This is a genomic window from Peribacillus sp. TH27, from assembly GCF_016650915.1.
In the GTDB taxonomy this organism is placed as follows: domain Bacteria; phylum Bacillota; class Bacilli; order Bacillales; family DSM-1321; genus Peribacillus; species Peribacillus butanolivorans.
In genome coordinates, this window is the sequence record NZ_JAEKEV010000002.1 from 2,990,827 (window position 1) to 3,006,617 (window position 15,791).

General features: G+C 40.1%; 27 protein-coding genes. All 27 read right to left on the bottom strand.

Features of this window, described 5'->3' with window-relative positions; translation table 11 throughout:
• Window positions 1-41 precede the first annotated feature (41 nt).
• Window positions 42-1,337, bottom strand: coding sequence for a preprotein translocase subunit SecY (gene secY, locus JFU24_RS15670; protein ID WP_053349052.1), 1,296 nt, complete (start codon window positions 1,335-1,337; stop codon window positions 42-44).
• Entirely contained in the window at window positions 1,337-1,777 is a 441-nt protein-coding gene (gene rplO / locus JFU24_RS15675) for a 50S ribosomal protein L15 (RefSeq protein WP_053349053.1), read from the bottom strand. Before rplO ends, secY begins: the two co-directional genes overlap by 1 nt.
• 32 nt (window positions 1,778-1,809) lie before the next feature.
• Complete coding sequence (rpmD, locus tag JFU24_RS15680) at window positions 1,810-1,992, bottom strand: 50S ribosomal protein L30 (RefSeq protein ID WP_053349054.1); 183 nt, start codon at window positions 1,990-1,992, stop codon at window positions 1,810-1,812.
• A gap of 16 nt (window positions 1,993-2,008) precedes the next feature.
• Entirely contained in the window at window positions 2,009-2,509 is a 501-nt protein-coding gene (rpsE, locus tag JFU24_RS15685; RefSeq protein ID WP_034304987.1) for a 30S ribosomal protein S5, read from the bottom strand.
• A gap of 23 nt (window positions 2,510-2,532) precedes the next feature.
• Window positions 2,533-2,895, bottom strand: coding sequence for a 50S ribosomal protein L18 (rplR, locus tag JFU24_RS15690; RefSeq protein WP_053349055.1), 363 nt, complete (start codon window positions 2,893-2,895; stop codon window positions 2,533-2,535).
• 32 nt (window positions 2,896-2,927) lie between these two features.
• On the bottom strand, window positions 2,928-3,464 hold the full coding sequence (gene rplF, locus JFU24_RS15695; RefSeq protein WP_053349056.1) for a 50S ribosomal protein L6: 537 nt from the start codon (window positions 3,462-3,464) through the stop codon (window positions 2,928-2,930).
• 30 nt (window positions 3,465-3,494) lie between these two features.
• Window positions 3,495-3,893: a 30S ribosomal protein S8 gene (rpsH, locus tag JFU24_RS15700; protein WP_053349057.1), complete on the bottom strand. Its 399-nt coding sequence runs from the start codon at window positions 3,891-3,893 to the stop codon at window positions 3,495-3,497.
• A gap of 30 nt (window positions 3,894-3,923) precedes the next feature.
• The gene (locus tag JFU24_RS15705; protein WP_034304998.1) at window positions 3,924-4,109 is read right to left on the bottom strand and encodes a type Z 30S ribosomal protein S14; all 186 of its coding nucleotides are present in this window, start codon (window positions 4,107-4,109) and stop codon (window positions 3,924-3,926) included.
• 25 nt (window positions 4,110-4,134) lie between these two features.
• Window positions 4,135-4,674, bottom strand: a complete 540-nt coding sequence (gene rplE, locus JFU24_RS15710) for a 50S ribosomal protein L5 (RefSeq protein WP_053349058.1) — start codon at window positions 4,672-4,674, stop codon at window positions 4,135-4,137.
• A gap of 29 nt (window positions 4,675-4,703) precedes the next feature.
• Complete coding sequence (rplX, locus tag JFU24_RS15715; protein ID WP_053349059.1) at window positions 4,704-5,015, bottom strand: 50S ribosomal protein L24; 312 nt, start codon at window positions 5,013-5,015, stop codon at window positions 4,704-4,706.
• 43 nt (window positions 5,016-5,058) lie between these two features.
• Window positions 5,059-5,427, bottom strand: a complete 369-nt coding sequence (rplN, locus tag JFU24_RS15720) for a 50S ribosomal protein L14 (protein WP_053349060.1) — start codon at window positions 5,425-5,427, stop codon at window positions 5,059-5,061.
• 41 nt (window positions 5,428-5,468) lie between these two features.
• The gene (gene rpsQ / locus JFU24_RS15725) at window positions 5,469-5,732 is read right to left on the bottom strand and encodes a 30S ribosomal protein S17 (RefSeq protein ID WP_034305007.1); all 264 of its coding nucleotides are present in this window, start codon (window positions 5,730-5,732) and stop codon (window positions 5,469-5,471) included.
• Between the two features lie 18 nt (window positions 5,733-5,750).
• On the bottom strand, window positions 5,751-5,954 hold the full coding sequence (gene rpmC, locus JFU24_RS15730; protein ID WP_034305010.1) for a 50S ribosomal protein L29: 204 nt from the start codon (window positions 5,952-5,954) through the stop codon (window positions 5,751-5,753).
• Window positions 5,944-6,378: a 50S ribosomal protein L16 gene (rplP, locus tag JFU24_RS15735; protein WP_053349061.1), complete on the bottom strand. Its 435-nt coding sequence runs from the start codon at window positions 6,376-6,378 to the stop codon at window positions 5,944-5,946. Before rplP ends, rpmC begins: the two co-directional genes overlap by 11 nt.
• A 1-nt stretch (window position 6,379) precedes the next feature.
• Entirely contained in the window at window positions 6,380-7,036 is a 657-nt protein-coding gene (gene rpsC, locus JFU24_RS15740) for a 30S ribosomal protein S3 (RefSeq protein ID WP_053349062.1), read from the bottom strand.
• Window positions 7,037-7,039: 3 nt separating this feature from the next.
• Window positions 7,040-7,381, bottom strand: a complete 342-nt coding sequence (gene rplV, locus JFU24_RS15745; protein ID WP_034305017.1) for a 50S ribosomal protein L22 — start codon at window positions 7,379-7,381, stop codon at window positions 7,040-7,042.
• Window positions 7,382-7,398: 17 nt separating this feature from the next.
• Entirely contained in the window at window positions 7,399-7,677 is a 279-nt protein-coding gene (rpsS, locus tag JFU24_RS15750; protein ID WP_034305018.1) for a 30S ribosomal protein S19, read from the bottom strand.
• 60 nt (window positions 7,678-7,737) lie between these two features.
• The gene (gene rplB, locus JFU24_RS15755; protein ID WP_053349063.1) at window positions 7,738-8,568 is read right to left on the bottom strand and encodes a 50S ribosomal protein L2; all 831 of its coding nucleotides are present in this window, start codon (window positions 8,566-8,568) and stop codon (window positions 7,738-7,740) included.
• 26 nt (window positions 8,569-8,594) lie between these two features.
• Window positions 8,595-8,879, bottom strand: a complete 285-nt coding sequence (gene rplW / locus JFU24_RS15760) for a 50S ribosomal protein L23 (RefSeq protein ID WP_034305023.1) — start codon at window positions 8,877-8,879, stop codon at window positions 8,595-8,597.
• Window positions 8,879-9,502, bottom strand: a complete 624-nt coding sequence (gene rplD / locus JFU24_RS15765; RefSeq protein ID WP_053349064.1) for a 50S ribosomal protein L4 — start codon at window positions 9,500-9,502, stop codon at window positions 8,879-8,881. Before rplD ends, rplW begins: the two co-directional genes overlap by 1 nt.
• A 25-nt stretch (window positions 9,503-9,527) precedes the next feature.
• Window positions 9,528-10,157: a 50S ribosomal protein L3 gene (gene rplC, locus JFU24_RS15770; RefSeq protein ID WP_201188202.1), complete on the bottom strand. Its 630-nt coding sequence runs from the start codon at window positions 10,155-10,157 to the stop codon at window positions 9,528-9,530.
• 40 nt (window positions 10,158-10,197) lie between these two features.
• A complete protein-coding gene (rpsJ, locus tag JFU24_RS15775; protein ID WP_019244375.1) occupies window positions 10,198-10,506 on the bottom strand; it encodes a 30S ribosomal protein S10 in 309 nt (102 codons plus the stop codon).
• A 422-nt stretch (window positions 10,507-10,928) separates the two neighbouring features.
• Window positions 10,929-12,116, bottom strand: coding sequence for an elongation factor Tu (gene tuf / locus JFU24_RS15780; RefSeq protein WP_201188200.1), 1,188 nt, complete (start codon window positions 12,114-12,116; stop codon window positions 10,929-10,931).
• A gap of 120 nt (window positions 12,117-12,236) precedes the next feature.
• Window positions 12,237-14,315 carry an elongation factor G gene (gene fusA, locus JFU24_RS15785; protein WP_201250181.1) on the bottom strand — a complete coding sequence of 693 codons (2,079 nt, stop codon included), beginning with the start codon at window positions 14,313-14,315 and terminating at the stop codon, window positions 12,237-12,239.
• Between the two features lie 44 nt (window positions 14,316-14,359).
• Window positions 14,360-14,830, bottom strand: coding sequence for a 30S ribosomal protein S7 (rpsG, locus tag JFU24_RS15790; RefSeq protein ID WP_048677878.1), 471 nt, complete (start codon window positions 14,828-14,830; stop codon window positions 14,360-14,362).
• Between the two features lie 41 nt (window positions 14,831-14,871).
• Window positions 14,872-15,294 carry a 30S ribosomal protein S12 gene (gene rpsL, locus JFU24_RS15795; RefSeq protein ID WP_053349068.1) on the bottom strand — a complete coding sequence of 141 codons (423 nt, stop codon included), beginning with the start codon at window positions 15,292-15,294 and terminating at the stop codon, window positions 14,872-14,874.
• Between the two features lie 104 nt (window positions 15,295-15,398).
• Entirely contained in the window at window positions 15,399-15,647 is a 249-nt protein-coding gene (locus JFU24_RS15800; RefSeq protein WP_034305040.1) for a 50S ribosomal protein L7ae-like protein, read from the bottom strand.
• Between the last annotated feature and the right edge of the window lie 144 nt (window positions 15,648-15,791).

Genomic DNA, 15,791 nt, shown 5'->3' on the forward strand with positions numbered 1-15,791 from the left:
CTCTATAATGGGTAAAGGGAACATGTTGTTCCCAAAACTCATTACTTTATAAAACCTTTATAGTGTCTTTTCACAAGTTGTGACTCTAGCTGTTTCATCGTATCAAGGGCTACCCCTACAACGATTAGTAAACTAGTTCCACCAATCTGTGCAGATTGAGGAAGATCAGCAAGCTTTATGAAAAATACCGGTAAAACGGCGATGACTGCTAAGAATATAGAACCAACAAACGTTAGACGGTATAAAACACGTGTTAAATATTCTTGTGTACTCTTACCTGGACGAATCCCTGGCACATAGCCACCTTGCTTTTTCAAATTCTCAGCCATTTGTTCAGGATTAACCTGAATGAATGCATAAAAATACGCAAAAGCAATGATAAGAGCAACATATATGATCATACCAATTGGATTGGTATAAACAAGATGTTCTGTAATCCAACTAGTAACACTGTTCTTTCCAAAAAAAGAAGCGATTGTAGTTGGGGTGATAAGAAATGCCATTGCAAAGATTACCGGAATAACCCCCGCAGCATTTACTTTCAATGGTAAATGTGTAGACTGGCCACCCATTTGTGTACGACCTACCGCAGCACGCTTGGCATACTGAATAGGAATTTTACGCAATGCCTGCTGAATAAAAATAACAGCAACCACGATTGCTAATACTGCTAAAACAATAAGGACAATAGTTATTATTCGTAAAAATAATTGATCTCCAGCATTTTCGAACTGTTGTGCGTAGATCTGGTTTGCCGTATTTGGCAAACTAGCCACGATACCAGCAAAGATTATGATAGAAATCCCATTACCTACACCTTTAGCAGTGATCAGCTCTCCTAACCACAAAAGAAAAGCTGTTCCTGCCGTTAAGACAGTCGCAATAAGCAAGTATGTTGCAATTCCAGGATTTTCAATCAATTGGCCACCTGACATATTATTGAACCCATAAGACATACCAAAAGCTTGGATAAATCCGAGTATAATAGTGAAGTACCGCGTGAATTGAGCTAATTTACGGCGCCCTGCTTCTCCTTGTTTAGACCATTCAGTGAACTTTGGTACAACATCCATCTGTAATAGTTGAACGATAATAGATGCCGTGATATACGGCATAATACCCATCGCTAAAATAGAGAAGTTTTGAAGTGCCCCGCCGCCAAAGGTATTTAAAAGACCTATGACGCTTAGCTGGTCCTGTGCAGCGAGAAAATCGGCATTCACATGCGGCACAGGAATAAATGTACCGATGCGATAGACGATTAACATTAGAAGGGTAAAAATAATCTTATTCCTTATTTCACCCACGCGCATAAAATTGGAGATCGTGCGAAACATTAGATCACCTCTGTATTACCGCCAGCAGCTTCGATAGCTTCTTTAGCAGTAGAAGAGAATTTGTGAGCTTTAACAGTAAGCTTTTTCTCAATGCTTCCTTTTGCAAGAATTTTGATTCCTGCTTTTTCTTTACTTACAATACCAGTCTCAAGTAATAGAGCTGGTGTTACTTCAGTACCGTCTTCGAAAAGATTTAACGTATCAAGATTCACGATAGCATAGTCTTTACGGTTAATGTTGGTAAATCCACGTTTAGGTAAACGTCTGAATAGAGGAGTTTGTCCCCCTTCAAATCCAAGGCGTACACCGCCGCCGGAACGAGCGTTTTGTCCTTTGTGACCTTTACCTGCTGTTTTACCGTTACCAGATCCAATACCGCGACCTTTACGTTTACGTTCTTTACGAGAACCTTCTGCAGCTTTTAACTCATGAAGTTTCATGTTGGCACCTCCTTGTTAAGTTAAAAATTATTTTATTGTTCTTTTACAGTAACAAGATGAGCAACTTTGGTAATCATACCGCGAATCGCAGGGTTATCATCATGAACAACCGTTTGATGCATTTTACGTAAACCCAAAGTGTTAACTGTAACACGTTGATCTTCAGGACGACCAATCAAGCTGCGAGTGAGGGTAATTTCTAATTTATTAGCCATAATTTGATTTCCCTCCTTATCCTAACAGTTCTTGTACTGATTTTCCACGTAACTTAGCTACGTCTTCAGCACGTTTCAATTGCTTCAATCCTTCGATTGTTGCGCGAACCATATTAATAGGTGTGTTAGTACCTAGTGATTTAGACAAGATATCGCTAACTCCGCCTAATTCAAGTACCGCACGAACAGGACCACCAGCAATTACTCCTGTACCTTCAGAAGCTGGTTTCAATAGAATGTGACCTGCGCCATAGCGTCCGTTCACAAGGTGAGGAATTGTAGTTCCAACCATTGGTACAGTAATTAGATTTTTCTTAGCGTCCTCAATAGCTTTACGGATTGCATCCGGAACTTCTTGAGCTTTACCAGTACCAAATCCAACATGACCGTTTTTATCACCTACAACTACTAGTGCAGTGAAACGGAAACGACGTCCGCCTTTAACAACTTTAGCTACACGATTTACTGTAACTACGCGTTCTTCAAGTTCTAATTTATTAGGATCAATGCTACGCATCTGTTTATGTCCCTCCTTATCCATTAAAATTCTAAGCCGTTTTCACGAGCAGCGTCAGCCAATGCTTTAACACGACCATGGAAGAGGTAACCACCGCGGTCAAATACCACAGCTTTGAAACCTTTTTCAACAGCACGTTTCGCAATAAGTTCGCCAACTTTTTGAGCTGCTTCAGCATTGCTACTAGCTTCGATACCGATCTCTTTATCAAGAGTTGAAGCACTTGCTAATGTTACGCCTTTTGCATCGTCAATTAATTGTGCGTAAATGTGTTTGTTTGAACGAAACACATTTAAACGAGGACGAGCTTCTGTTCCAGAAAGCTTTGCACGCACACGTGCATGTCTTTTCTGACGAGTAGCATTTTTATCAAGCTTCGTAATCATTTACGTCACTCCTTTCGTTTACTTATGCGGCATTACTTACCAGTTTTACCTTCTTTACGACGAACGAATTCGCCTTCGTAACGAATACCTTTACCTTTATACGGTTCAGGTGGGCGAACATCACGGATATTAGCTGCAAGAGCTCCTACACGTTCTTTGCTAGCACCTTTAATAATTACTTTTGTATTAGAAGGAACTTCGACTTCAACACCAGCTTCTGGTTCTATTTCTACAGGGTGAGAATATCCTACGTTAAGGATAAGCTTAGTACCTTGCTTTTGCGCACGGTACCCAACCCCAATAAGTTCAAGTGATTTTACAAATCCTTTTGATACACCTTCAACCATGTTAGAGATAAGTGCGCGAGTAGTACCGTGTAAAGAACGGTGAGTCTTCTCGTCAGACGGGCGTGTAACAGTTACCACGTTCTCTTCAACAACGATTGTAAGATCAGGACTAAATGATCTAGATAATTCACCTTTAGGTCCTTTTACAGTTACTTCACTTCCGTTAACAGTAACTGTTACACCTGCAGGGATTTCAATAGGTTTTTTACCTATACGAGACATATTGTGCACCTCCATTCTTGTGAAAATGTATTACCAAACGTATGCTAAAACTTCTCCGCCAACTTGTTTAGAGCGAGCTTCCTTGTCAGTTAAAACTCCGTGAGAAGTAGAAACAACCGCGATACCTAAACCGTTTAAAACGCGTGGTACTTCTCCAGTTTTTGCATATACACGCAAACCAGGTTTGCTGATACGTTTTAGACCAGTGATAACACGTTCGTTGTTTGCACCGTATTTTAAGAAGATACGGATGATACCTTGTTTGTTGTCTTCGATTAATTCAAAGTCACGTACGAAGCCTTCACGCTTTAAGATCTCAGCAATTTCTTTCTTGATCTTTGAAGCAGGAACTTCTAGTTTTTCGTGACGAACCATATTCGCATTACGGATGCGAGTAAGCATATCTGCAATAGGATCTGTCATGACCATTATATTTTACCTCCTTCCCAAACTCGGGTTTTACCAGCTAGCTTTTTTAACGCCAGGAATTTGTCCTTTATATGCAAGTTCGCGGAAACAAATACGACAAAGCTTAAATTTACGTAATACAGAATGTGGACGTCCGCAACGTTCGCAACGTGTATATTCTTGTACTTTAAACTTTTGTTCGCGTTTTTGCTTTACGATCATAGACTTTTTAGCCACGATTTCGCCTCCCTTTATTTAGAGATTACTTTTGGAACGGCATTCCAACTTGAGTAAGTAGTTCACGAGCTTCTTCGTCAGTGTTGGCAGTCGTTACGATAACGATATCCATACCACGAACTTTGCTCACTTTATCGTAATCAATCTCAGGGAAGATAAGTTGTTCTTTAACACCTAATGTATAGTTCCCACGTCCGTCAAAAGATTTCTTTGAAACGCCGCGGAAATCACGTACACGTGGTAAAGATACTGATACTAGCTTATCAAGGAATTGATACATACGTTCTCCACGTAATGTAACTTTCGCTCCGATAGGCATACCTTCACGCAAACGGAAGCCTGCGATTGATTTTTTAGCTTTTGTTACAACTGGTTTTTGACCAGTGATAAGTGTAAGTTCTTCAACAGCTGTATCTAAAGCTTTTGAGTTAGATACTGCGTCACCAACACCCATATTAATAACGATTTTCTCAATGTTTGGTACTTGCATTACTGATTGATAGTTGAATTTACCCATCAATGATGGTGTAATTTCACTTTTGAATTTTTCTTTAAGGCGGCTCATTGCTTAGTGTACCTCCCTTCATTTATGACTTATTTATCTAAAGTTTCACCTGATATTTTAGCTACGCGTACTTTTTTACCATTTTCAATCTTATATCCAACACGAGTCGGTTTACCTGATTTTGGATCAAGTGGCATTACATTGGATACGTGAATTGCAGCTTCTCTGCTAATAATTCCACCTTGTGGATTAATTTGAGATGGCTTGGAATGCTTTTTCACGATGTTAATTCCTTCAACAAGCACACGATTTTGTTTCGGATATGCTTCAAGAATTGTTCCTTGTTTGCCTTTGTCCTTACCAGAGATGACTACGACTTTGTCACCTTTTTTAACATGCATTAGCTTGGCACCTCCTTGAAAGGCTTTATACAAATTTTACATATTATAGAACTTCTGGAGCTAGAGAAACGATCTTCATGAAACTATTGTTACGTAATTCACGAGCAACAGGTCCAAAAATACGAGTTCCACGTGGGCTCTTATCGTCACGGATAATTACACATGCGTTTTCATCAAAACGAATGTAAGAACCGTCAGGACGACGCATACCACGTTTTGTACGGACAACAACAGCCTTAACGACTTCACCTTTTTTAACAACGCCTCCTGGTGTTGCCTGTTTAACTGTACAAACGATAACATCACCGATGTTAGCATATTTACGGCCAGAACCACCTAGGACTTTAATTGTTAGTACTTCACGAGCACCTGAATTGTCAGCGACTTTTAAACGAGATTCTTGTTGAATCATGTACGGTACCTCCCTTCGGAATTAGCTTAATCCGAACTATATTAAATAATTACTGCTTTTTCTACTACTTCTACAAGACGGAAGCGTTTTGTAGCTGAAAGTGGACGAGTTTCCATAATACGTACTACGTCGCCAGCTTTCGCTTCATTTAGCTCGTCATGAGCTTTTAACTTTTTAGAGTATTTCACGCGTTTACCGTATAAAGAATGCTTTTTATAGGTTTCTACAACAACTGTTACTGTTTTATCCATTTTATCGGATACTACGCGGCCAGTGTAGATTTTGCGTTGGTTGCGTTCGCTCATTCTGCAAACCTCCATTCATTATCGATTAGTGACACCGATCTCTCTTTGACGAACAACTGTTTTCATACGAGCAATCGATTTGCGAACTTCACGGATGCGAGCTGTATTTTCAAGTTGTCCAGTAGCTAACTGGAAACGAAGATTAAATAGTTCTTCTTTAAGAGATTTTAGTTTTTGTTCAATTTCAGCAGTGGTTAGATCTTTGATTTCATTAGCTTTCATTTGTTTCACCACCAATTTCCTCTCTTTTTACAAACTTACATTTGATTGGAAGTTTGTGTGCTGCAAGGCGCAATGCTTCTCTTGCCACCTCTTCAGATACACCAGAGATTTCAAACAATACTTTGCCCGGTTTAACTACTGCTACCCAACCTTCAGGAGCACCTTTACCGGAACCCATCCGTACTTCAAGCGGTTTTGCAGTGTAAGGTTTGCTTGGGAAAATCTTAATCCAAACTTTTCCTCCACGTTTCATGTAACGAGTCATCGCAATACGAGCTGCCTCGATTTGACGGTTAGTGATCCAAGAAGCTTCTTGAGCTTGAAGTCCAAATTCTCCAAAATGAACTTCAGTGCCGCCCTTAGCCATCCCTCTCATCTTACCGCGATGTTCACGACGGTATTTTACGCGTTTTGGCAATAACATATTATTTTCCTCCTTCCTCAGATTTCTTCTTAGTAGGAAGAACTTCTCCACGGTAGATCCAAACTTTCACGCCTAGCTTCCCGTAAGTAGTATCTGCTTCAGCATGAGCATAATCTATGTCAGCACGAAGTGTGTGAAGTGGAACTGTTCCTTCGCTGTAGTGTTCAGCACGAGCAATATCAGCACCGCCAAGACGACCAGAAACTTGTGTTTTGATTCCTTTTGCGCCAGAACGCATAGTGCGTTGAATAGCTTGTTTTTGAGCACGACGGAATGAAACACGGTTTTCTAATTGACGAGCGATGTTTTCAGCAACCAATTTTGCGTCAAGATCTGCTCTTTTAATTTCAATGATATTAATATGAACTCTTTTGCCAGTTAGCTGGTTCAAAGCTTTACGAAGTGCTTCAACTTCAGTACCGCCCTTACCGATAACCATTCCTGGTTTAGCAGTGTGAACTGATACATTGATGCGGTTAGCAGCACGTTCGATTTCAACCTTGGATACAGAAGCATCACTTAAGCGTTTCGCGATATATTCACGAACTTTAATGTCTTCATGCAAAAGAGTAGCGTAGTCTTTATCAGCGTACCATTTGGATTCCCAATCACGAATGATTCCGATACGCAAACCGATAGGATTTACCTTTTGACCCACAGATTACCCCTCCTTCTTTTCTGATACAACGATTGTAATATGACTAGTACGTTTGTTTATTGCACTCGCACGACCTTGAGCGCGAGGACGGAAACGTTTTAATGTTGGTCCTTCGTTAACGTATGCCTCTGAAACGACTAGGTTATTAATATCCATTTCGTAGTTATGTTCTGCATTTGCGATAGCAGATTTCAGAATTTTTTCTACGACTGGAGAAGCAGATTTTGGTGTTAAGCGAAGAATCGCCACTGCTTCACCTACTTGTTTTCCTCGAATTAAATCTGCGACTAAACGCACTTTACGAGGAGCAATACGAACTGTTTTAGCGACAGCTTTTGCTTGCATGAGATGCCCTCCTCTCATTAACGTCTTGTTTTCTTGTCATCACTTGCGTGACCTTTATAAGTGCGTGTAGGCGCGAATTCGCCTAGTTTGTGACCTACCATATCTTCTGTTACATAAACCGGCACATGCTTACGACCGTCATAAACAGCGATTGTATGTCCGATGAATTGCGGGAAGATTGTTGAGCGACGAGACCAAGTTTTTACTACCTGTTTCTTGTCAGCTTCATTTAATTTTTCAACTTTTACCAATAAATGATCATCAACAAAAGGCCCTTTTTTTAAGCTACGACCCATGCGAGTACCTCCCTTCGTGACTGTTCTACGGTTCTATATATGAACCGTAGGTCAATCCCGTTATTTTTTACGACGACGTACGATAAATTTATCGGATTTATTTTTCTTCTTACGAGTTTTGAATCCAAGAGTTGGTTTACCCCATGGAGACATTGGTGATTTACGTCCGATTGGAGATTTACCTTCACCACCACCGTGTGGGTGATCATTCGGGTTCATTACTGATCCACGAACAGTTGGGCGTTTGCCTAACCAACGATTACGACCAGCTTTACCAATGTTGATAAGTTCATGTTGTTCGTTACCAACTTGACCGATTGTAGCACGGCAAGTAGCAAGAATCATACGAACCTCACCTGAGTTTAAACGTACAAGTACATAACGACCTTCTTTACCAAGTACTTGAGCAGATGTTCCTGCTGAACGGACTAATTGTCCACCTTTTCCTGGTTTAAGTTCGATGTTATGAATTACTGTACCAACTGGGATGTTAATAAGAGGAAGAGCGTTACCCACTTTAATGTCAGCTTCTGGACCTGACATGATTTCCAAACCTACTTCTAGGTTTTTCGGAGCTAGGATATAACGTTTTTCTCCATCAACATAATTAATTAATGCAATGTTTGCAGAACGATTTGGATCGTACTCAATAGTAGCAACGCGTCCAGGTATACCATCTTTATTCCGTTTGAAATCGATGATACGGTATTGACGCTTGTGGCCGCCACCTTGATGACGAACTGTTAACTTACCTTGGTTATTACGGCCGCCTTTGCTGTGTAAAGGAGCAAGTAATGATTTTTCCGGTTTGTCTGTAGTAATCTCAGCAAAATCGGAAGTTGTCATATTACGTCGACCGTTAGAGGTAGGTTTATACTTCTTAATCGCCATTTGTATTTCCCTCCTTCTCTAATGAATTAAGCCTCGAATAGCTCGATTTCTTTGCTGTCAGCAGTTAATTTAACAATAGCTTTACGGCGCTTGTTAGTATAGCCTGCATGTTTGCCCATACGTTTAAATTTACCTTTGTAGTTCATGATGTTTACTTTCTCAACTTTAACGCCGAAAATTTCTTGAACAGCATCTTTAACTTGAGTTTTGTTAGCTCTAACATCAACTTCAAAAGTATATTTTTTCTCAGCCATTATGTCTGAAGAGCGTTCAGTGATTACGGGGCGCTTAATGATATCGCGTGCATCCATTATGCAAGCACCTCCTCTACTTTTTCGACAGCTGATTTAGTCAAGATCAATTTGTTGTGTGAAACAACATCAAGAACATTAAGACCAACAGCTTCCACTACAGTAACACCAGGGATGTTACGTGCAGAAAGAGCAACTTTCTCATCTAAACCGTCAGTAACGACTAACGTTTTAGTATCAACAGAAAGGTTTTTAAGTACTGCTACAAATTCTTTTGTTTTTGGAGCTTCGAAAGACAAGCTTTCAAGTACCAAAATGTTCTCTTCCAATGCCTTTGCAGACAATGCAGATTTAATAGCTAAACGACGTACCTTTTTAGGTAGCTTGTAAGCGTAAGATCTTGGAGTTGGTCCAAAAACAACGCCACCGCCACGCCATTGTGGAGAACGGATAGAACCTTGACGCGCACGTCCAGTTCCTTTTTGTTTCCAAGGTTTACGTCCACCGCCTGCAACTTCAGAACGGTTTTTAACTTTATGAGTTCCTTGACGTAAGGAAGCTCGTTGCATAATGATTGCTTCAAATAATACATGATTATTAGGTTCGATACCAAAGATGGATTCATTTAATTCGATGTCGCCAACTTGTGAACCTGTTTGGTTGAACAATGTAACTTTTGGCATTCTATTGCTCCTCCTTTCTCAGAAATTACTTTGCTTTAACAGCAGTTTTTACTTTGATCAATGCTTTTCTAGCACCAGGTACATTACCTTTGATCAATAGTAGGTTACGTTCAACATCAACTTTAACGATAGCTAAGTTTTGAACAGTAATTTGTTCCCCACCCATACGTCCTGGTAATAGTTTACCTTTGAATACGCGGTTTGGAGCTACAGGACCCATTGAACCTGGGCGACGGTGGTAACGAGAACCATGAGACATTGGTCCGCGTGATTGTCCATGGCGTTTGATAGAGCCTTGGAAACCTTTACCCTTTGAAATTCCTGTTACATCTACTAAATCGCCTTCAGCGAAAATACTAACATTGACTTCTTGACCGATCTCATATTCATTAAGATCCGTTCCGCGGAATTCGCGAATGAAGCGCTTAGGAGTAGTATTTGCTTTTTCAACATGTCCCTTTTCAGGTTTGTTAGAAAGCTTTTCACGTTTGTTTTCAAAACCAACTTGAACTGCTTCATAGCCATCAGTTTCAACAGTTTTCTTTTGAAGAACCACGTTATTAGCAGCTTCGATAACTGTTACCGGGATAAGTTCACCGTTTTCAGCAAAAACTTGAGTCATACCGATTTTTCTTCCTAAGATTCCTTTGGTCATAAGTCACACCTCCTAGAGTAATTGTTCATATTTATATGAATTATAATTTGATTTCAATGTCAACGCCTGATGGTAAATCTAAACGCATCAATGAATCAACTGTTTGTGGAGTTGGATTAACGATGTCGATTAGACGTTTATGCGTACGCATTTCGAATTGTTCACGAGAATCTTTGTATTTATGAACCGCACGTAGGATCGTGTATACCGATCTTTCAGTAGGTAATGGAATTGGACCAGATACAGCCGCACCAGAACGTTTTGCAGTTTCAACAATTTTCTCAGCAGATTGATCAAGAATTCTGTGATCATATGCTTTTAAACGGATACGAATTTTTTGTTTTGCCATAATTTTCCCTCCTTTTCGCCTATTTTAAAATAGACCTTCTCAATGGAAATTTCCCACACACTCGCCATGGCAAAGCGGCCGGGTGTGTCAGCAACCTTCCATATCATCGCAGTCAAAGACCAACATTGTCTATTATACATAAAGCACAAGTAGAATGCAAGTTAAACTTAAACTTTTCTTGTGCAACACACTTTTATTATTATACATACTATCACAAGTATTTACAAGTACATTCTACACGGTCTTTCATATCCATTTTCTTCTTCTGAAAGATCATTAAAAACCTCTTTAAAATTTAATTACTTTTTAAGCAATACTATAGAAGAAATAAATTAAAAGTCTTTAATAAATAAAAAAAAGCAGATGGCGTCCCATCTGCTTTTCCCGGAAGGCGTCCCTTCCAATATTCATTAAAGAATCAATTACTCTGTGATTGTAGCAACGACGCCAGCGCCTACAGTACGTCCACCCTCACGGATAGAGAATTTAGTACCTTCTTCGATAGCGATTGGAGCGATTAGTTCTACAGTCATTTCGATGTTGTCTCCAGGCATAACCATTTCTACGCCTTCAGGAAGGTTACAAATACCAGTTACGTCAGTTGTACGGAAGTAGAACTGAGGACGGTAGTTTGTAAAGAATGGAGTGTGACGTCCACCTTCTTCTTTAGAAAGAACATAAACTTCAGCTTTGAAACTTGTGTGTGGAGTGATTGTACCTGGTTTAGCAAGAACTTGTCCACGTTGGATATCTTCACGAGCAACACCACGAAGTAGTGCACCGATGTTGTCACCAGCTTCAGCATAATCAAGAAGCTTACGGAACATTTCAACACCTGTTACAGTTGTTGGTTTAGACTCTTCGTTGAAACCGATGATGTCAACAACGTCACCGACTTTAACTTGTCCACGCTCAACACGGCCAGTAGCAACTGTTCCACGACCAGTGATAGAGAATACATCCTCAACTGGCATCATGAATGGTTTGTCAGTGTCACGAGTTGGTTCTGGGATATACTCGTCAACAGCTGTCATTAATTCATGAATTTTTTCTTCCCAAGCAGCATCTCCTTGAAGAGCTTTTAGTGCAGATCCTTTGATAACTGGAATGTCATCGCCAGGGAATTCGTATTCAGATAGAAGATCACGGATTTCCATTTCTACTAATTCAAGAAGTTCTTCGTCATCAACCATGTCGCATTTGTTCATGAATACTACTAGGTATGGTACACCTACTTGACGAGAAAGAAGGATGTGCTCACGAGTTTGTGGCATTGGGCCATCAGCAGCAGATACTACTAAGATTCCGCCGTCCATTTGTGCAGCACCAGTGATCATGTTTTTAACATAGTCAGCATGTCCTGGGCAGTCAACGTGTGCATAGTGACGAGTAGCTGTTTCGTACTCAACGTGTGCTGTAGAGATTGTGATACCACGTTCTCTTTCTTCTGGAGCACCATCAATTTGGTCATAAGCGCGAGCTTCTGCTCCACCTGATTTAGCAAGTACAGTTGTGATTGCAGCAGTTAGAGTTGTTTTACCATGGTCGACGTGACCAATTGTTCCAACGTTAACGTGCGGTTTTGAACGATCAAATTTAGCTTTTCCCATTAGGAATTCCTCCTTAAAATTATAAATAATAGATTAAGTATATAGGGCTGTGAAGGAAGACTAATTCTTCCATCACAGCTTACATAAGATAGTTATACTTTAATAAGAGATGAAAATCAATTATTCACCTTTATTTTTTTTGATGATTTCTTCAGAAATGCTCTTAGGTACTTCTTCATAATGATCGAAGTGCATAGAGAATGTTCCGCGTCCTTGTGTGTTAGAACGTAGAGATGTAGCATATCCGAACATTTCAGATAGTGGAACCATCGCTTTAACCATTTGTGTGTTACCGCGAGCTTCCATACCTTCTACACGACCACGACGAGATGTGATATCTCCCATGATGTCGCCTAGGTAATCTTCAGGAATTACAACTTCTACTTTCATAATTGGTTCAAGGATAACAGGTTTACATTTAGAAGCAGCATTTTTTAGTGCCATGGATGCTGCAATTTTAAATGCCATTTCATTGGAGTCAACGTCATGGTAAGAACCGTCAAATAATTTTGCTTTAATGTCGACTAGCGGGTAACCAGCAAGTACACCACGGTCAAGTGAATCAACTAATCCAGCTTGTACAGCAGGGATGTATTCACGTGGTACTACACCACCGACGATAGCATTTTCAAATTCGAATCCTTTACCTTCTTCGTTTGGACCAAATTCAATCCATACGTGTCCGAATTGTCCACGACCACCTGATTGGCGAACGAATTTACCTTCAACTTTAGCTGAACCACGGAAAGTTTCACGGTATGCTACTTGAGGAGCACCAACGTTAGCTTCCACTTTAAATTCGCGACGCATACGGTCAACAAGGATGTCCAAGTGAAGTTCACCCATACCAGCGATAATCGTTTGACCAGTTTCTTGGTCAGTATGCGCACGGAATGTTGGATCTTCATCTTGTAGCTTTTGTAAAGCTTGACCCATTTTGTCTTGGTCTGCTTTCGATTTTGGTTCAACTGAAAGAGAAATAACTGGTTCTGGGAATACCATGGACTCAAGAATAACTTGGTTCTTGTCGTCACATAGAGTATCACCAGTTGTAGTATCTTTCAATCCTACAGCTGCAGCAATATCTCCTGCGTATACAGTTGATATTTCTTCACGGCTGTTTGCGTGCATTTGAAGGATACGTCCAATACGTTCACGTTTACCTTTAGTTGAGTTGATTACATAAGATCCTGATTCTAATGTACCTGAGTACACACGGAAGAATGTAAGTTTACCAACGTAAGGATCCGTCATTACTTTAAACGCTAAAGCGGAGAACGGTTCAGAATCATCTGAGTGGCGTTCTACTTCTTCTTCTGTATCTGGAAGAGTACCTTTAATTGCAGGTACATCTAAAGGAGATGGAAGGAAGTCGATAACGTTATCTAGCATTAATTGGACACCTTTGTTTTTGAAAGCTGATCCACAGATAACTGGGAAGAATTCAACGTTAACAGTTGCTGTACGAATAGCTGCTTTTAATTCAGCAATGCTGATTTCTTCGCCGCCAAGGTATTTTTCCATTAAGTCTTCATTAACTTCTGCTACTGCTTCAATTAACTTTTCACGGTATTCTTCAGCTAGTTCCCGATGTTCTTCAGGAATCTCACCAACAGTGATATCAGTTCCTAGATCATTGGCATAGAAATGAGTTTTCATTTCAATAAGGTCAATGATTGCAGAGAATTGATCTTCAGCACCGATTGGTAACTGAACTGGATGAGCATTAGCTTGTAGACGATCGTGGATTGTTCCAACTGAATAAAGGAAATCCGCACCGATTTTGTCCATTTTATTTACGAATACGACACGCGGTACACCATAAGTTGTAGCTTGGCGCCAAACTGTTTCAGTTTGAGGCTCAACACCTGATTGGGCATCAAGTACAGCTACAGCTCCATCAAGTACACGCAATGAACGTTCAACTTCAACTGTGAAGTCTACGTGTCCTGGTGTATCGATGATGTTTACACGGTGACCTTTCCACTGTGCAGTTGTTGCAGCGGATGTGATCGTGATTCCGCGTTCTTGTTCCTGTTCCATCCAGTCCATTTGTGAAGCACCTTCGTGTGTTTCACCAATTTTATGGATTTTACCAGTGTAGTATAGAACACGTTCTGTTGTTGTCGTTTTACCAGCATCGATGTGAGCCATGATACCGATATTACGAGTGTTTGCTAAGGAGAACTCTCTTGCCATTTGTCTTTCTCCTTCCTTCTATAAGGATTTTATAGTAATTGATCTTACCAGCGATAATGAGCGAATGCTTTATTAGCTTCAGCCATTTTGTGTGTATCTTCACGTTTCTTAACAGCTGCTCCAGTATTGTTAGCAGCATCCATGATTTCATAAGCTAAACGCTCTTCCATCGTTTTTTCTCCACGAAGGCGAGAGTAGTTTACTAACCAACGAAGTCCTAGAGTTGATTTACGATCTGGGCGCACCTCAACTGGTACTTGGTAGTTAGCTCCACCCACACGGCGTGCTTTTACTTCTAATACAGGCATGATGTTTTTAAGTGCTTGATCAAAAACTTCGATTGGTTCATTGCCAGTACGTTCTTTGATTAAATCAAATGCAGAGTAAAGAATTTTTTGTGATTTACCTCTTTGTCCATCAACCATTAATTTGTTGATTAAGCGAGTCACAAGTTTTGAATTATAAATTGGATCTGGTAATACGTCTCTTTTCGTTACAGGTCCTTTACGAGGCATTATATTTCCTCCTTTCAAGAAAGTTAATTTTTTGTTTCAAATTATTTTTTTGCTGCTTTCGGACGCTTAGTACCGTATTTAGAACGGCTTTGCATACGATTATTTACTCCTGCAGTATCAAGAGCACCACGTACGATATGATAACGTACCCCTGGTAAATCTTTTACACGACCGCCACGGATAAGAACCACGCTGTGTTCTTGTAGGTTGTGTCCAATACCTGGGATATAAGCTGTTACCTCGATACCGTTTGTTAAACGTACACGCGCATATTTACGTAACGCGGAGTTTGGTTTCTTCGGTGTCATAGTACCCACACGAGTGCAAACACCACGTTTTTGCGGAGATGATACGTTAGTTTGTGCTTTTTTAAAGCTGTTGTAGCCTTTGTTAAGTGCTGGAGATTTTGAATTAACCTCTTTAGACTCGCGTCCTTTACGCACTAATTGATTAATAGTAGGCATTACATTTTTCCTCCCTTCACGTTTTCATTTCTAGTACCACACATCCAGGTGGTTCATAAATGGGTAAAAACAAAGTCTTTGCAAATAGTATTGCAAAAACATTTTTACTTTTTAATGGCAACAGTTGCTGCTCCGACATCAATACCACATGCTTTGCCAAGCATTCTCATCGAATCAACATATGTGATAGGAACATCCAATTCTTTAGCGGTCTCAACGACACGCCCAGTCAAGTATATATCTGCATCATCAGCGATGATAACTTCTTGAATTAAATTGTTTTTCAGAGCTCTAACTGCTTGTTTCGTCCCTATAATCACTGACTTTGCCTGTATTACTTTTTCATAAGACATGGTCCATATCCTCCAAAGTTACAGGGTAACATAGGAGCACCTTTGCTATAGTATCACTTTTAGTCGGATACTGTCAACTTCTTTCAAAAAATTAATTTAAGCAAAAGGTTTTCCTTACATAATACTATTAAGATATTCACTTTG

Excerpts from the sequence above, each read along its gene's own strand:
- rplO (WP_053349053.1), bottom strand. The coding sequence starts at position 1,777 with ATGAAACTTCATGAGTTAAAAGCTGCAGAAGGTTCTCGTAAAGAACGT.
- rplE (WP_053349058.1), bottom strand. The coding sequence starts at position 4,674 with ATGAGCCGCCTTAAAGAAAAATTCAAAAGTGAAATTACACCATCATTG.
- rplV (WP_034305017.1), bottom strand. The coding sequence starts at position 7,381 with ATGCAAGCAAAAGCTGTCGCTAAAACAGTTCGTATTGCTCCTCGTAAA.
- rpmD (WP_053349054.1), bottom strand. The coding sequence starts at position 1,992 with ATGGCTAATAAATTAGAAATTACCCTCACTCGCAGCTTGATTGGTCGT.
- tuf (WP_201188200.1), bottom strand. The coding sequence starts at position 12,116 with ATGGGAAAAGCTAAATTTGATCGTTCAAAACCGCACGTTAACGTTGGA.
- secY (WP_053349052.1), bottom strand. The coding sequence starts at position 1,337 with ATGTTTCGCACGATCTCCAATTTTATGCGCGTGGGTGAAATAAGGAAT.
- rpsJ (WP_019244375.1), bottom strand. The coding sequence starts at position 10,506 with ATGGCAAAACAAAAAATTCGTATCCGTTTAAAAGCATATGATCACAGA.
- rplC (WP_201188202.1), bottom strand. The coding sequence starts at position 10,157 with ATGACCAAAGGAATCTTAGGAAGAAAAATCGGTATGACTCAAGTTTTT.
- rplB (WP_053349063.1), bottom strand. The coding sequence starts at position 8,568 with ATGGCGATTAAGAAGTATAAACCTACCTCTAACGGTCGACGTAATATG.
- rplW (WP_034305023.1), bottom strand. The coding sequence starts at position 8,879 with ATGGATGCACGCGATATCATTAAGCGCCCCGTAATCACTGAACGCTCT.
- rplP (WP_053349061.1), bottom strand. The coding sequence starts at position 6,378 with ATGTTATTGCCAAAACGCGTAAAATACCGTCGTGAACATCGCGGTAAG.
- JFU24_RS15800 (WP_034305040.1), bottom strand. The coding sequence starts at position 15,647 with ATGTCTTATGAAAAAGTAATACAGGCAAAGTCAGTGATTATAGGGACG.
- rplR (WP_053349055.1), bottom strand. The coding sequence starts at position 2,895 with ATGATTACGAAGCTTGATAAAAATGCTACTCGTCAGAAAAGACATGCA.
- rplF (WP_053349056.1), bottom strand. The coding sequence starts at position 3,464 with ATGTCTCGTATAGGTAAAAAACCTATTGAAATCCCTGCAGGTGTAACA.
- rplN (WP_053349060.1), bottom strand. The coding sequence starts at position 5,427 with ATGATTCAACAAGAATCTCGTTTAAAAGTCGCTGACAATTCAGGTGCT.
- fusA (WP_201250181.1), bottom strand. The coding sequence starts at position 14,315 with ATGGCAAGAGAGTTCTCCTTAGCAAACACTCGTAATATCGGTATCATG.
- rplX (WP_053349059.1), bottom strand. The coding sequence starts at position 5,015 with ATGCATGTTAAAAAAGGTGACAAAGTCGTAGTCATCTCTGGTAAGGAC.
- rpmC (WP_034305010.1), bottom strand. The coding sequence starts at position 5,954 with ATGAAAGCTAATGAAATCAAAGATCTAACCACTGCTGAAATTGAACAA.
- rpsE (WP_034304987.1), bottom strand. The coding sequence starts at position 2,509 with ATGCGTAGCATTGATCCTAATAAATTAGAACTTGAAGAACGCGTAGTT.
- rpsS (WP_034305018.1), bottom strand. The coding sequence starts at position 7,677 with ATGGGTCGTAGCTTAAAAAAAGGGCCTTTTGTTGATGATCATTTATTG.
- rpsG (WP_048677878.1), bottom strand. The coding sequence starts at position 14,830 with ATGCCTCGTAAAGGACCTGTAACGAAAAGAGACGTATTACCAGATCCA.
- rpsQ (WP_034305007.1), bottom strand. The coding sequence starts at position 5,732 with ATGAGCGAACGCAACCAACGCAAAATCTACACTGGCCGCGTAGTATCC.
- rpsL (WP_053349068.1), bottom strand. The coding sequence starts at position 15,294 with ATGCCTACTATTAATCAATTAGTGCGTAAAGGACGCGAGTCTAAAGAG.
- rpsH (WP_053349057.1), bottom strand. The coding sequence starts at position 3,893 with ATGGTCATGACAGATCCTATTGCAGATATGCTTACTCGCATCCGTAAT.
- rplD (WP_053349064.1), bottom strand. The coding sequence starts at position 9,502 with ATGCCAAAAGTTACATTGTTCAACCAAACAGGTTCACAAGTTGGCGAC.